Source organism: Streptococcus sp. 'caviae', assembly GCF_001937065.1.
Lineage (GTDB): Bacteria > Bacillota > Bacilli > Lactobacillales > Streptococcaceae > Streptococcus.
In genome coordinates, this window is the sequence record NZ_MOWR01000009.1 from 37,591 (window position 1) to 52,964 (window position 15,374).

Below are 15,374 nucleotides of genomic sequence, written 5' to 3' on the forward strand. Positions count from 1 at the left end.
ATAGTTTTGATTTTTGAAGAGTATTAATAGGCAGGGCAGCATTTTGCCCGTGCTCTGTGCTTAGAAAAAAGAGCAGTTTACTTTTTGATAGAGGAGAGAATTTAAATGACTGAAACAAAAGTAGTAGCTTTGCGCGAAGCAATCAATCTTGCCATGAGCGAAGAGATGCGCAAAGATGATAAAGTTTTCCTGATGGGAGAAGATGTCGGTGTTTACGGCGGGGACTTCGGGACTTCTGTTGGTATGCTGGCTGAGTTTGGCGAAAAACGTGTTAAAGACACCCCGATTTCAGAAGCTGCTATTGCAGGTTCTGCTGTCGGTGCTGCTCAGACAGGTCTTCGTCCGATTGTGGATTTGACCTTTATGGATTTTATTACAATTGCTATGGACGCTATTGTCAATCAAGGAGCCAAGGCTAATTACATGTTTGGCGGCGGCCTGAAAACACCGGTAACCTTCCGCGTGGCATCAGGTTCGGGAATTGGCTCGGCTGCCCAGCACTCGCAGTCTTTGGAAGCTTGGCTGACACATATTCCGGGGATTAAGGTTGTTGCACCGGGAACGGTTAATGACAGCAAGGCTCTGTTAAAATCTTCCATCCGCGATAATAATATTGTTATTTTTATGGAACCTAAGGCTCTTTACGGTAAGAAAGAGGAAGTCAATTTAGATCCTGATTTCTACATTCCGCTCGGCAAGGGGGAAATCAAGCGTGAAGGAAGCGATGTGACCATTGTATCCTACGGCCGTATGCTTGAGCGCGTGCTTCAGGCAGCCGATGAGGTTGCAGCTGAGGGAATCAGTGTCGAAGTAGTGGATCCTAGAACTCTCATTCCGCTTGATAAAGATTTGATTATCAACTCTGTCAAGAAAACCGGCAAGGTTATTTTAGTCAACGATGCCTACAAGACAGGCGGCTTTATTGGTGAGATTGCAACTGTGATTACTGAAAGCGAAGCCTTTGACTATCTGGATGCACCAATTGTTCGTCTTGCTTCAGAAGATGTGCCGGTTCCATATTCCAATGTTCTGGAGAATGCAATTTTACCGAATGTGGAAAAAATTAAAACAGCTATTTACAAGCAGGTTCGTAAAGGCAAAGGCTAATCGAAAAATGAATTGAGCAGAAGAATAAGAGCAAATGACTGCCTTATTCCTGCCCAAAATCTGTTTGACTGCCGGGGTGATTCAGTTATCACACTGGCTATAGCTAAAAGGCTGCAGCAATTTATTGGGATAGAACAGTATAAGCTTTGGGAATTGCGCAGTCTCGATATGTAACAACAATAAAATAAGAATTAGAACACTTTGTTCTAATCTCGATTTTATAAAGGAAGGGAAAGAAATGGCAGTTGAAATCATTATGCCAAAGCTCGGTGTAGACATGCAGGAAGGTGAAATCATCGAGTGGAAAAAACAAGAAGGCGATGAGGTCAAGGAGGGAGATATCCTGCTTGAAATCATGTCTGATAAGACCAATATGGAAATAGAAGCCGAAGATTCAGGAGTTCTGCTGAAGATTGTCAAAGGGAACGGCGAAGTTGTTCCGGTAACAGAAGTGATTGGCTATATCGGTGCAGCCGGTGAAGTGGTTGATGTTAAGGAAGCAGCAGCTCAGCCATCGCCAGCTCAAGCAGCAGAACAGGCAGCAGCCCAGCCAGTTGTAAGCCGGCAGTCTGCTTCTCAAAAAAGCGAAAAAGTGCGGGCAACGCCTGCAGCCCGCAGAACGGCACGTGAGCTCAATGTAGATCTCAGTCAGGTTCCGGGTACAGGTGCCAACGGCCGCATTCATCAAGATGATGTTGAAGATTTTAAAGCAGCTCAGCCTAAGGCAACGCCGCTGGCTCGTAAAATAGCTGAAGACAAGGGAATAGATCTTGCCGATATAACAGCTACCGGCTTTGGTGGAAAGATTGTCAAAGAAGACGTTCTGGCAGTTCTTGCAGCCAGCCAGCCGGCCGAAGAGAAAACCAGCGCTCCTGAAGCAGCTCCTGCGGCAGCTGAATTGCCGGAAGGTGTTGAGATTATTAAGATGTCAGCTATGCGCAAGGCAGTTGCTAAAAGTATGGTTAACTCTTATCTGACAGCACCAACCTTCACCCTCAATTATGACATTGACATGACAGAAATGATCGCTCTGCGGAAGAAACTGATTGAGCCGATCATGGAAAAAACAGGTCTGAAAGTCAGCTTCACTGATCTTATTGGTATGGCGGTTGTCAAAACCTTGCTGAAGCCTGAACATCAGTACCTCAATGCTTCTTTGATTAACGATGCGACAGAAATTGAACTGCATAAGTTTGTCAATCTAGGTGTTGCCGTGGGTCTTGATGAAGGCCTTCTTGTGCCGGTTGTCCACGGAGCCGATCAGATGAGTCTGTCAGAGTTTGTTGTGGCATCAAAGGATATCATCAAAAAAGCTCAGACAGGCAAGCTGAAAGCGGCTGAAATGTCCGGTTCAACATTCTCAATCACTAACTTAGGAATGTTTGGCACCAAGACCTTCAATCCGATTATCAATCAGCCAAATTCAGCTATTCTGGGTGTAGGCGCGACCATTCCGACGCCGACAGTTGTTGATGGTGAAATTGCTGTGCGGCCGATTATGGCTTTGTGTCTGACCATTGACCACCGCATCGTCGATGGAATGAACGGAGCCAAGTTTATGGTTGACTTGAAAAAATTAATGGAAAATCCATTTGAGCTTCTAATCTAATAGTTGTAAAATGGTGAGTATAAACAGGTAAATGACATTATTATTCTAGAGTTTAAAGGAGAAAAAAATGGCAGCTGAAATCATTATGCCAAAGCTCGGTGTAGACATGCAGGAAGGTGAAATCATCGAGTGGAAAAAACAAGAAGGCGATGAGGTCAAGGAGGGAGATATCCTGCTTGAAATCATGTCTGATAAGACCAATATGGAAATAGAAGCCGAAGATTCAGGAGTTCTGCTGAAGATTGTCAAAGGGAACGGCGAAGTTGTTCCGGTAACAGAAGTGATTGGCTATATCGGTGTAGCCGGTGAAGCGGTTGAAACGGACGTAGCTCCAGCAGCTTCTGCTGATGATCTCAAGGCAGCTGGTCTTGAAGTCCCTGACGCACCGGCAGACCAGGCAGTTGCTCAACGGGCACCGCTGGCTGATGATGAGTATGATATTATTGTTGTTGGCGGCGGCCCTGCCGGTTATTACGCTGCTATTCGCGGTGCCCAGCTGGGCGGCAAGGTAGCAATCATCGAAAAATCAGAACTCGGCGGCGTCTGCCTGAACAAAGGCTGTATCCCAACTAAGACTTATCTGAAAAATGCTGAAATTCTTGACGGTATTAAGATTGCAGCCGGCCGCGGGATCAACCTTGCTTCAACCAACTATACTATTGATATGGACAAAACGGTTGACTTTAAAAACTCAGTTGTTAAAACATTAACAGGCGGGGTTCAAGGTCTGTTAAAAGCTAACAAAGTGACTATCTTCAACGGTCTTGGACAGGTTAATCCTGATAAAACAGTAACCATTGGTTCGGAAACAATCAAAGGTCGCAACATTATTTTAGCGACCGGATCCACAGTGTCACGCATTAACATTCCAGGTATTGATTCATCGCTTGTTCTGACTTCAGATGATATTCTTGATCTGCGTGAAATTCCTAAGTCTCTGGCTGTTATCGGCGGCGGTGTTGTTGGTATTGAGCTGGGACTTGTCTGGGCATCATACGGTGTTGAAGTTACCGTTATTGAAATGGCTGACCGCATTATTCCTGCAATGGATAAGGAAGTCTCTCTTGAGCTGCAAAAGATTTTGTCCAAGAAGGGCATGACGATTAAAACATCTGTCGGCTTGGAAGAAATTGTTGAAGCCAATAACCAGCTGACTTTGAAGCTAAATAATGGCGAAGAAGTTGTGGCTGAAAAAGCTCTGCTTTCCATCGGACGTGTACCGCAGATGAAGGGGCTTGAAAAACTTGACCTTGAAATGGAACGCGGCCGCATTAAAGTGGATGATTACCAAGAAACCTCTATTTCTGGAATCTATGCTCCCGGTGATGTCAACGGTCTTAAGATGCTGGCTCATGCCGCTTACCGTATGGGAGAAGTGGCTGCCGAAAATGCTCTGAAAGGGAACACTCGCAAGGCCCATCTTGCCTATACGCCAGCAGCAGTTTACACACATCCTGAAGTGGCGATGTGCGGAATTACTGAAGAAGATGCACGGGCTAAATATGGCAATGTGCTGATTGGAAAATCCAGCTTTACAGGCAACGGACGTGCCATTGCTTCAAATGAAGCTCAAGGATTTGTTAAGGTCATTGCCGATGCTAAGTACCATGAAATTCTCGGAGTTCACATCATTGGTCCGGCTGCGGCAGAATTGATTAACGAAGCTTCAACTATCATGGAAAATGAATTGACGGTTGATGAAGTAGTTCAATCCATCCACGGACATCCAACCTTCTCAGAAAACATGTATGAAGCCTTTGCCGATGTTTTGGGTGAAGCCGTTCACAATCCGCCAAAACGCCGCTGATAAATGAGAAATTTAGATTGTATCTGATGGGGGCTGGACGAATAAGTGTCTGTCTTATGCAGCTGTCCCCCTTTAAATAATTTTTGGGAGAAAAAATGAAGTATATTGTCAGTCATTCGAACAACCCGGCTTTTAATATTGCTTTAGAGGCTTACGCTTTTAGGGAAATGCTGGACGAAGATGAAATTTTTATTCTCTGGATTAATGAGCCGACTATTGTTATCGGCAAGCACCAGAATGCTATTGAAGAGATTAACAAGGAATACACCGACGCTCACGGTATTCATGTTGTCCGCCGTTTATCAGGCGGCGGAGCTGTCTACCATGATCTGAACAATCTCAATTATACGATTATTTCAAATAAAGCAGATGAAGGAGCCTTTGATTTCAAGACTTTTTCAAAACCTGTTATTGATACTCTGGCCAAATTGGGAGTCAAAGCTGAATTTACCGGCCGCAATGACCTCGAAATTGACGGGAAAAAATTCTGCGGCAATGCTCAGGCTTACTACAAGGGGCGGATGATGCACCATGGCTGCCTCATGTTTGATGTGGACACATCTGTTTTAGCAGATGCACTTAAAGTAAGCAAGGATAAGATTGAATCTAAAGGGATAAAATCTGTCCGAGCTCGGGTGACGAATATTAATGATGAGCTGCCCCAGAAAATGGATGTACTGGCCTTCCGCGATGCTCTTCTTGAACAAGTCAAAGAAGAAAATCCCGATATGACAGAATATGAATTTTCAGAAGCTGAGCTGGAGCGTATCAGACAGTCTGAAAAAGAGCAGTTCGGCAACTGGAATTGGATTTACGGGGCAGCACCGGAATACACTATTAAACGCAGTGTCCGTTATCCTGCCGGTAAGATTACCACCTATGCTAATGTCGAAAAATCCGTTATTAAATCGATCAAAATCTACGGTGACTTCTTTGGTATCGGTGATGTATCAGATATAGAACAGCTCCTTGTTGGCAGCCGTTATGAGTATAAGGATATTTTGGAAAAACTCAAAACGGTTGATACAACTCACTATTTCAGCCGCATGACAACAGAAGAAGTGGCTAAAGCGATTGTGGCTTAAATAAACAGAGGCATTGTCTTTCTATGCTTAGTTTTCAAGCATGCTAAACAGCCTTGACAACAATAAAAAGAGCGGAACATGTATTCCGCTCTTTTTATTGTACTGCTTCATTCAATCAGCAGCAGATTTTCCTTAACTTCAAAAGGATTTTTTTCGTTGATACGGTCGTAAAACATGATGCCGTTAGTGTGGTCAATTTCATGCTGTACAACGATTGAGTTAAATCCTTTGAGTTTAATTTTCTTTTTGTTGCCATCCTTGTCATAATATTCGATAGTCACGCGGGAATGGCGGATGACATAGCCTTCTACGACACGGTCAACTGACAGGCAGCCTTCACCGTCAGCAAGTGCTGCGTCCTGAACAGAGTGGGCGATAATCCGAGGATTGTACATAACTTCTTCCAAGGCGTAGGCCTCTTTGGGAGGATTGCCATCCTCGTCTTCAGGATTGGGAACGAGAACTGCGATAATGCGTTTTGAAATATCCAGTTGGGGCGCAGCCAGACCGACACCGCCGCGCAGCCCCATTTTTTCAGCAGTTGTAGGATCCTGTGAATTTTTCAGAAACTGCAGCATTTTTTCACCCAGAATAATATCCTCATCGGTCAAAGGAAAAGTAACATCTTGGGCAACGGCGCGAAGAGTCGGATTGCCTTCGCGGATAATATCATCCATATCAATCAAATGACTGGCTCGAGTAAGTTTTTCTATAATAGACATTCTTTTCTCCTTGTTCTTACACTAAATTAAATATAGCACAAAATAAGGGATAAATAAAGTTAGAAGAATCCCTTTATTCCTTGATCTGCCATCGGCTCAGCTGCTTGGAATCAACAATGTGATAATAGGGTTTTTGCTTGCGGATCAACCCTAAGGCAATGAACTCCCCAATGACACGCAGCAAGTGGCGGTAGCTGACACCGAATGAATCTGCCAGCGTGCTCAGCTCCAAATGAAATCTGCCATCTTTTTGGACAGCTAAAATATGGCTGGCCAGACGCTCCTTAACGGTATAGGAAAGGTTGGTTGAGGCGCGGATATTCTGCTGGTAGAGAGCCTGAGCCAGTCCCTGTCCTAATTTGAGCAGAAACAGCGGATCTTTCAGCAGCATATTTTTATTATTTTCAAGCGGCAGCTGGATGACCCAAGACTTTTCAAGAGCGATCACAGAAGATACCGTCTGCTGATCTGTTAAAAATTCAATATCGCCGATAATCGTAGGCTTATCCTGAATATCCAGAATATGCTCTTTGCCGTTAAAGAGGCGGCGGACAATTTTGATTTTTCCTTGGACAAAATAAGACAGTGCCTGTAAGTCTTGGCCCTGCTGGCAGATGCTTTCTCCGGCTGAGAAAGATTTGACCTGCAGCTTTTCAAAATAATGGGCAGGAAAAATATTTTCCAGCTGAAATTCTTGAATCCAATCGGTTAGGGTTTTCACGGCTTCGCCTCCTGTTTATGACATATGTCATATTTTTCTTAGCCAAGTTTGATTATACTCTATTTACAAGAAAAAACAAGTTTTATACTCTTAGAAAATCAAAATGATAGATTGCTGTGCGGCTGATGCCCGTTTCGCTGCTCAAGTCTCCTAGTTCCATACTGTCTATGGCCAGTTGTGACAGGAAAAAGCGCAATTGACGCCATTTCACTGCTAAGTCAGTAAGTAGTAGACAGACCGCTGCTAGCGGCTGTCGCCGGTCAATGAAGCGCTTGGATTCATTAACTTTGCCGCCTTTCCCAGTCTGATTTTGATGTTCGCTGAGTATTGCTTTCGAGGAGTTTTTATGAAACAGTTGATGGAGAAAATCAGTCTTCTATCATTATCTTTAATGCTGGTATCGACTTTCGCGGTCGCCCCTGCCCTGCCTAAAATGGTGGCCTTTTATCAAGAACAAGGTTACAGCAGTGCTCAGGTCGAATTGCTTTTATCCCTGTCTTCCTTTGCTATTTTAGCGGCTCTGCTGCTCAACCCTTGGCTGAATACCCTGCTCTCAGAGCGTTTGAGTGTTATTTTGGGGCTGTCGCTTCTTTCTCTTGGAGGCATGGTGCCGCTTGCTGTTCAGGTTTATGAGTTCGTTTTTTTGTCCCGCCTGCTTTTGGGATTTGGGATTGGCTTAATCAACGCTCGTGCTATCAATATCATCAGTGAACGGTTTTCGGGGAAAACCCGCGTGCAAATGCTGGGACTTAGAGGCTCCATGGAAGTTTTGGGATCGGCGGTTTTGACCTTTTTAGCCGGTCAGCTGCTGGATTATTCTTGGTCAGCTGCTTTTTTGGTTTATGGCTTTGGGCTGCCTATTTTGGTTTTGTATCTGCTGTTTGTTCCGCAGAGGGAGGAAAAGAAAGAGCAGACAGTCAGCGGGAAAGACCGCCGGGAAAGCTTTACACCACGTCAGCTGCTCTATATTTTAGGAATGGCTCTGTATGCCAGCTTTGTTATTTTGGTGAATTCTGCCAATACCCTGCGCATTCCAATCTTAGTTGATAGGCTGCATCTGGGGACAGCCGGTCAAGCCAGTCTGATTTTAAGCTTGATGATGCTGATGGGCATTCTGGCAGGAACACTGTTTAGTGTTTTGCTTAGCTGGCTGAAAGATTATTTGATGCCTCTGGTTCTGTTAGTTTTAGGAATGGGACTCTTGCTGCTTTGGCAGGCTCAGCAGTTATGGCTGTTGGGGCTGGGAGCCTTGATCACCGGTTTTGTATACAGTTTAGGCGTGACCTTGGTTTTTCATAAAATTTCAGAGCGCATTCCTCGCCATCAGCTGACTACAGCAACAACACTGGTGCTGATTGGCTGTAATCTTGGCGGCGGCTGTGCTTCTCTTGTCCTCCAGCTGTTAACGAAAATCAGTCCGCATTTGAATGCTGCTTTTTTAATATTTGCTCTTACAAGTTTTATTTTGGGCTTCATTCTGCTGATCCGTACAAAAGCTTGGTCTAAAAGCTCCAAATAGCAATTTTGGGGCTTTTTGGTTAGAGGGAAAATAGCAAAATAAAAAATTTGAGAAAAAATTCACAAAAACACTTGACCTTTTTAAAAAATAAGTTTATTATAATTGGTGAAGAATATCACAAACAGCATAAGGGATTAAACCAGCTTAGTGCTCGGCTGATTATCTTGCTTAGAGGCTGCTTGTTTGGCCAATCTCGATTGGGAGAAGCTTTCCTTTAAATGAAAGCGCTAAACTGCAAGCCTGACCAGCATAGCGATCAGCTGAAGCTTAAAAATGATTTGATCTACTGCAATTCTTCTGGAAACAACTTTGTAAAGTACTTATGTAGGAGGATTTTTTAATGGCTAAAGCAACTAAAACTGCAGAACTCAGTGCTGAAGAATTGGCGCAGCAGTACACGGGTGAACTTGTAGACAAGGCACTGGAAGCTGAACGTCTTTACGCAACTTATTCCCAAGAACAAGTTGATAAAATCGTAGCTGCCATGGCACTTGCTGGTTCTGAAGCATCCTTGGAATTGGCTAAAGAAGCCCACGAAGAAACTGGCCGCGGAGTTGTCGAAGATAAAGATACCAAGAACCACTTTGCGACAGAGTATGTTTACGAACGCATCAAAAATGAAAAAACAGTAGGTATCATCGGAGAAGACAAAGTTGCCGGCAGTATCCAAATCGCAGCACCGCTCGGTGTTTTAGCTGGTATCGTGCCAACAACCAATCCAACATCAACAACCATGTTTAAAATCTTGGTTGCTTTGAAAACACGTAACGCTATCGTGTTCGCCTTCCACCCAGCAGCGCAAAAATGTTCTGCCCATGCCGCTCAAATCCTCTACGATGCAGCGGTTAAAGCCGGTGCTCCTGAAAATATTGTTCAATGGATTGAAACACCATCTCTTGAAAATACAAGCGCTTTGATCTCAAATAAAAAGATTGCTTCTATCCTTGCAACCGGCGGACCTGGTATGGTTAATGCAGCCCTTAAATCTGGTAACCCATCAATGGGTGTTGGTGCTGGTAACGGTGCGGTTTATGTGGACGCGACTGCCCACCTTGACCGTGCAGTTGAGGACCTCCTTCTTTCTAAGCGTTTTGACAATGGTATGATTTGTGCGACTGAAAACTCAGCCATTGTTGAAGCACCAATCTATAAGGAATGGCTTGCCAAAATGCAGGAAAAAGGGGCTTATCTCGTTCCTAAAAAAGACTACAAGAAATTAGAAGACTTCGTCTTCAATGATCACCACGGTGTCAACGGACCGGTTGCTGGTATGTCTGCACAGTGGATCTGCGAGCAGGCTGGTGTGAAACTGCCAGAAGGCAAAGATGTCCTCTTGTTTGAACTGGATAAGAAAAACATTGGTGAAAAGCTGTCTTCTGAAAAACTTTCTCCGCTCCTTTCTGTTTACAAGGCCAAAGACCGCAAAGACGGTATCGAAATTGTGGCTGCATTGCTTGATTACCAAGGAGCTGGTCACAACTGTGCCATCCAAATCGGCTCTCAAGCTGACCCATTTGTAGCTGAATATGGCGATGCGCTTAATTCATCTCGTATCTTGGTTAACCAGCCAGACTCAGTCGGCGGTATCGGTGATGTTTATACGGATGCATTGCAAGCCAGCTTAACTCTTGGAACAGGATCATGGGGGAAAAATTCATTGTCACACAATCTATCTACTGGCGACCTCTTGAACGTGAAAACTGTTGCGAAACGCCGTAACCGTCCTCAATGGGTTCGTTTGCCAGAAAAAACTTACTACGAAAAAAATGCGATTTCTTATTTGCAAGATGAATACGAACCAATGAAACGTGCACTCATTGTTGCCGACCCGGGTATGGTTCAATTTGGCTTCGTTGACACTGTTTACGCGGAATTGGCACTTCGTGATGAAAAAGTTGTGACATCACTTTACGGTACCATCAAACCTGACCCAACGCTTGGTCAAACCATTGAAATCGCTAAACAAATGCGCGATTTCAAACCAGATACAGTCATCGCTATCGGTGGTGGTTCTGCCATTGATGCATCTAAGATTGCTCGTTTGATTTATGAAGTTTCTCTTGATAAAGAAGACGCTTGGCTTGATTCTTACGAAAACGTCAGCGAATTCTTCCTTGAATTGCAGCAAAAATTCATCGATATCCGCAAACGTATTGTGAAATTCAAACACCAAACCGTCACACGTCTCTTCTGTATTCCAACAACATCTGGTACGGGTGCCGAAGTAACACCGTTTGCCGTTATCACAGATGACTTCACACACGTAAAATACCCTCTTGCTGACTATGAATTGGTGCCACAAGTCGCTATCGTTGACCCAGAATTTGTTATGACGGTACCAAAACGTACAGCTGCTTGGTCAGGTCTTGACGCTTTGTCACACGCTCTTGAATCTTACGTATCAGTGATGGCATCTGACTTCACACGTCCATGGTCACTTGAAGCGATTAAATTGATCATTGAAAACTTGGAAGATGCTTATAACTACGATCCTAAGAACCCAACTCTTCGCGGGGAACAAGCTAAAGAAAACATGCACTACGCATCAACTATTGCAGGTATGGCCTTCGGTAATGCCTTCCTTGGTATCAACCACTCACTGGCTCACAAAACAGGTGGTGAATTCGGACTTCCGCATGGTCTGGCTATCTCAATCGCTATGCAGCATGTCATCCGCTACAACGGGGTTTCTGGCAATGTGAAACGTTCTGTTTATCCGCGTTACGAAGAATACCGTGCACAGCGTGACTATGCAGATATCGCTCGCTATCTCGGCCTTAAAGGCAAGGACGATGCTGAATTGGTTGAAGCACTCTGCGCACGCATTGACAAATTGATGCACGCTGTCGGTGTCGAACCAAAACTGTCAGCTAATGGGGTTACTAAGAAAGCCTTTGACGCAGCAGTTGACCGTTTGGCAAGCTTGGCTTACGATGACCAATGTACGCCGGCTAATCCGCGTCAGCCATACATTGAAGAATTGAAACAGCTTTTGATTGATATGTTCTAAGCTCTATTAATATAGTTTGCAGTCAGGGTCCGCTTCGGCGGGCCTTTTTCAATTAGTATAAAAATACTTCTCATACTGTCAGCTAAAGCTTGCATTTTGCTCAGCAAAGAAAATCAGTTGACGTTGGGGGGCTAATTTGCTAAAATAAGAACTGTCTTAAAGACAAGTAACCTTTTCTTGGTTCTGGGATTCGCCAAAACCCAGCACTCGGATTAGGGATTCAGAAGGAGAAAATATTATGGCAATCTCAAAAGAGAAAAAAAATGAAATCATCGCACAATATGCCCGCCACGAAGGCGACACGGGTTCAGTAGAAGTACAGGTTGCTGTCCTGACTTGGGAAATCAACCACCTCAACGAACACATCAAACAGCATAAAAAAGACCATGCAACTTACCGTGGCTTGATGAAAAAAATCGGTCATCGCCGTAACCTCTTGGCTTATCTTCGCCGCACAGATGTTAACCGTTACCGTGATCTTATCAGTTCACTCGGACTTCGCCGTTAATTTGAAGGCATCCGAAAAAAATGCAATGCAGCCTGTTGGAGAATAATTTCCAGCGGGCTGCTTTTGGTTTATCTGCTAAATACAGTTTCTAGGGTAAACGAGAGAAAAGTCATCTCCTGCCTTTTTCTTTTCCTCGAAAATATGTTAAAATAGACGGGATACGTGGTTTTGTGCAAAGTTGAAGAAGTAAGTTCGGCCTGATTTCAAGACTAATCATAAGATGCTGCTGAATGGTTCACAAAGCAAACTCATCAGCCGTCGAAATAAGCCTGCTGGCTTACCATTTTTGGACTTACTCCCTCAATTTTGTGGAAAACACGTAGAACAATTTTTCAGGAGAAAATAATGTCGAAACAAGTGTTTGAAACAGTCTTTGCTGGTAAAAAGTTAGTTGTGGAAATTGGTCAGGTTGCAAAACAGGCTAATGGAGCCGCTGTCGTTCGTTACGGAAATTCAACCGTTCTTACGGCTGCTGTTATGTCTAAGAAAATGTCAACAGGTGACTTTTTCCCGCTGCAGGTCAATTATGAGGAAAAAATGTATGCGGCTGGGAAAATCCCCGGCGGTTTTAACAAGCGAGAAGGACGTCCGTCAACCGATGCAACCTTAACAGCCCGTCTTATCGACCGTCCTATCCGTCCGATGTTTGCTGAAGGCTTCCGCAATGAAGTTCAGGTTATCAACACCGTCCTTTCCTATGATGCAGATGCCAGTGCTCCGATGGCAGCCATGTTTGGCAGTTCGCTGGCTCTGTCTATTTCAGATATTCCTTTTAATGGCCCCATTGCAGGGGTTCAGGTAGCCTATATTGATGGCGAATTTATCATCAATCCAACCGCAGTACAAAAAGAAGCTTCGCTGCTAGAATTGACCGTGGCAGGAACCAAGGATGCCATCAACATGGTTGAGTCCGGTGCCAAAGAATTGCCAGAAGAGGTCATGCTGGAAGCTCTTCTTAAGGGACATGAGGCTGTGCGTGAGCTGATTGCTTTCCAAGAAGAAATCACAGCAGCAGTTGGCAAGGAAAAAGCTGAGGTCAAATTGCTGCAGGTAGACAGCGATTTACAGGCTGAAATTATTGCAAACTACAACACGGAGCTGGCCCAAGCGGTTCAAGTCGAAGAGAAGAAAGCGCGTGAAGCAGCAACGGAAGCTGTTAAGGAGCGTGTGATTGCTGAATATGATGAGCGCTATGCTGATGATGAAGAGTACGACCGCATCATGCGTGATGTGGCAGAGATTCTCGAGCAGATGGAGCATGCGGAGGTGCGCCGTCTTATCACTGAGGATAAAATTCGTCCTGACGGCCGCCGTGTTGATGAAATCCGTCCGCTCGATGCCGAAATTGATTTTCTGCCGCAGGTGCATGGTTCAGGTCTCTTCACACGCGGCCAGACTCAGGCTCTGTCCGTTCTGACACTGGCTCCGATGGGAGAAACACAAATTGTTGACGGTCTTGATCCGGAATATAAGAAGCGCTTCATGCACCACTATAATTTCCCGCAGTATTCTGTCGGTGAAACCGGCCGCTACGGTGCTCCTGGCCGCCGCGAAATTGGTCACGGTGCTCTTGGAGAGCGTGCCCTTGCTCAGGTGCTTCCAAGCCTGGAGGAATTCCCTTATGCTATTCGTTTAGTAGCCGAAGTTTTAGAGTCAAACGGTTCTTCTTCACAGGCTTCTATCTGTGCGGGTACTCTTGCCCTGATGGCTGGCGGGGTGCCCATTAAGGCACCGGTTGCCGGAATTGCTATGGGACTTATTTCAGACGGAACAAATTACACTGTGCTGACAGATATTCAAGGACTTGAAGATCACTTCGGCGACATGGACTTTAAGGTTGCCGGAACCCGTGAAGGAATTACCGCTCTGCAGATGGACATTAAGATTGCCGGAATTACCCCGCAGATTTTGCAGGAAGCTCTCGCTCAGGCGAAAAAAGCCCGCTTTGAAATTCTTGATTTAATTGAAGCAACCATTCCTGAGCCCCGTCCGGAATTGGCTCCGACAGCACCAAAAATTGATACCATTAAGATTGATATTGATAAGATTAAGGTTGTTATCGGTAAGGGCGGCGAAACGATTGATAAAATCATTGAAGAAACCGGCGTTAAAATTGACATCGATGACGAAGGCAATGTTGCCATTTATTCCAGCGATCAAGATGCGATCAACCGTGCTAAGGAAATTATCAAAAACTTGGTGCGTGAAGCAAAGGTCGGTGAGGTTTATGAAGCGAAGGTTGTCCGCATTGAAAAATTTGGAGCCTTTGTCAATCTGTTTGACCAGACAGATGCTCTCGTTCACATTTCTGAGATTGCCTGGAGCCGAACCAGTAAAGTCGAAGATGTGCTGGCGATAGGGGATACGGTCACCGTTAAGGTCATCAAAATAGATGACAAGGGACGTGTTGATGCTTCTATGAAGGCTCTTCTTCCGCGGCCGCCGAAAGCGGAAAAAATCTTCGGCCATCATAAGTCTGAAAAACATCATCGTCCTGGAAAAGAACATAAGGATAGAGAAGAAAAACATGATGCATAAATTTAACAAAGAACTTGACATGGCTCTGCGGAGCTTTATCAAGGAACCGGATAATTTTTTAAACAGTTTAACCCTTGTTAACAGCCTTCATTCTTTCCCTGTCTTAGCAAGCGATCAGCCCTATGCCATTTCGCTTGAAGGGCAAAAGGTGACGCCTGTCTTTACAGATATGGAAGATTTGAAGCTGTTCAGGGCGCAGCAAACCAGTGCCAGAAAGCAAAACTGGGTGGAGCGCCCGAGTCTTGAAGTTTTGGAAGAAGTCATTGTCAACGGTTTAAACGGCATTGTTTATAACATTAAGCGTACAGGAGATTTTGGCAACTCTACCATTTTCAAAAGCAATGAAATGGTACAGTTTATCAACAACTACACTGCTATCCTGAATACCGTCTTCAGTGAAGAAAACCAAGCGGCAGATATTTTGGATAAATATTATCTGGTGCCGGCCTTTATTCACCCTAAAGAAAACGACGATTTTGACAAGGGCTTTCCGACCATGTCCAATCCGGACGGGGAAAGCTATGTGCCGATTTTTTCTAACCTGCCGAGCTTTGTCAAATGGTACCATGACAAGGAGTTCGGGCTACCATTTAGAGAAGCTCAGGGTGTTATCATGACCTGGAAAATAGCAGATATTCAAGATCCAAAAACCAAAGAAGCAGCTCTGGGAGTGGTTATCAATCCGTTTGATGACAAACAAATTGTTGTCGAATGGTCTGGTATGGATTAAAAGCAAAAGGAGACGAAC

Annotated in this window: 10 protein-coding genes and 2 pseudogenes; 10 read left to right on the forward strand and 2 right to left on the reverse strand. The window is 44.6% G+C overall.

What is annotated here, in order from left to right:
• Nucleotides 1-105: 105 nt before the first annotated feature.
• The 5 genes and pseudogenes from BMI76_RS08760 (at nt 106) to BMI76_RS08775 (ending at nt 5,608) form a co-directional block, all read left to right on the forward strand.
• Nucleotides 106-1,107: an alpha-ketoacid dehydrogenase subunit beta gene (locus BMI76_RS08760; RefSeq protein WP_075347199.1), complete on the forward strand. Its 1,002-nt coding sequence runs from the start codon at nt 106-108 to the stop codon at nt 1,105-1,107.
• Between the two features lie 238 nt (nt 1,108-1,345).
• Nucleotides 1,346-1,595, forward strand: a pseudogene (locus BMI76_RS10990) (biotin/lipoyl-containing protein); the annotation flags it as partial.
• A 101-nt stretch (nt 1,596-1,696) separates the two neighbouring features.
• A pseudogene (locus BMI76_RS08765) lies at nt 1,697-2,716 on the forward strand (dihydrolipoamide acetyltransferase); the annotation flags it as partial.
• Nucleotides 2,717-2,783: 67 nt separating this feature from the next.
• Nucleotides 2,784-4,523, forward strand: coding sequence for a dihydrolipoyl dehydrogenase (gene lpdA / locus BMI76_RS08770; protein WP_075347201.1), 1,740 nt, complete (start codon nt 2,784-2,786; stop codon nt 4,521-4,523).
• A 95-nt stretch (nt 4,524-4,618) separates the two neighbouring features.
• Nucleotides 4,619-5,608, forward strand: a complete 990-nt coding sequence (locus BMI76_RS08775) for a lipoate--protein ligase (RefSeq protein WP_075347202.1) — start codon at nt 4,619-4,621, stop codon at nt 5,606-5,608.
• Nucleotides 5,609-5,715: 107 nt separating this feature from the next.
• Here BMI76_RS08775 and def read toward each other — a convergent pair whose 3' ends face one another.
• Nucleotides 5,716-6,330, reverse strand: coding sequence for a peptide deformylase (def, locus tag BMI76_RS08780; RefSeq protein WP_075347203.1), 615 nt, complete (start codon nt 6,328-6,330; stop codon nt 5,716-5,718).
• Nucleotides 6,331-6,403: 73 nt separating this feature from the next.
• Nucleotides 6,404-7,051, reverse strand: a complete 648-nt coding sequence (locus BMI76_RS08785; RefSeq protein WP_075347204.1) for a cyclic nucleotide-binding domain-containing protein — start codon at nt 7,049-7,051, stop codon at nt 6,404-6,406.
• Between the two features lie 346 nt (nt 7,052-7,397).
• On the opposite strand from BMI76_RS08785, the gene BMI76_RS08790 reads away from it, so the two are divergent.
• The 5 genes from BMI76_RS08790 to BMI76_RS08810 all read left to right on the forward strand — a co-directional run bounded on the left by BMI76_RS08790 (nt 7,398) and on the right by BMI76_RS08810 (nt 15,356).
• Nucleotides 7,398-8,570: an MFS transporter gene (locus BMI76_RS08790; protein WP_075347205.1), complete on the forward strand. Its 1,173-nt coding sequence runs from the start codon at nt 7,398-7,400 to the stop codon at nt 8,568-8,570.
• A 340-nt stretch (nt 8,571-8,910) separates the two neighbouring features.
• Entirely contained in the window at nt 8,911-11,580 is a 2,670-nt protein-coding gene (gene adhE / locus BMI76_RS08795) for a bifunctional acetaldehyde-CoA/alcohol dehydrogenase (RefSeq protein WP_075347206.1), read from the forward strand.
• Between the two features lie 238 nt (nt 11,581-11,818).
• Nucleotides 11,819-12,088 carry a 30S ribosomal protein S15 gene (rpsO, locus tag BMI76_RS08800; protein ID WP_003090378.1) on the forward strand — a complete coding sequence of 90 codons (270 nt, stop codon included), beginning with the start codon at nt 11,819-11,821 and terminating at the stop codon, nt 12,086-12,088.
• A gap of 345 nt (nt 12,089-12,433) precedes the next feature.
• A complete protein-coding gene (gene pnp, locus BMI76_RS08805; RefSeq protein WP_075347207.1) occupies nt 12,434-14,626 on the forward strand; it encodes a polyribonucleotide nucleotidyltransferase in 2,193 nt (730 codons plus the stop codon).
• Entirely contained in the window at nt 14,616-15,356 is a 741-nt protein-coding gene (locus tag BMI76_RS08810; protein ID WP_075347208.1) for an SseB family protein, read from the forward strand. The genes pnp and BMI76_RS08810 overlap by 11 nt, the downstream gene beginning before the upstream one ends.
• The last annotated feature ends 18 nt before the right edge of the window (nt 15,357-15,374 follow it).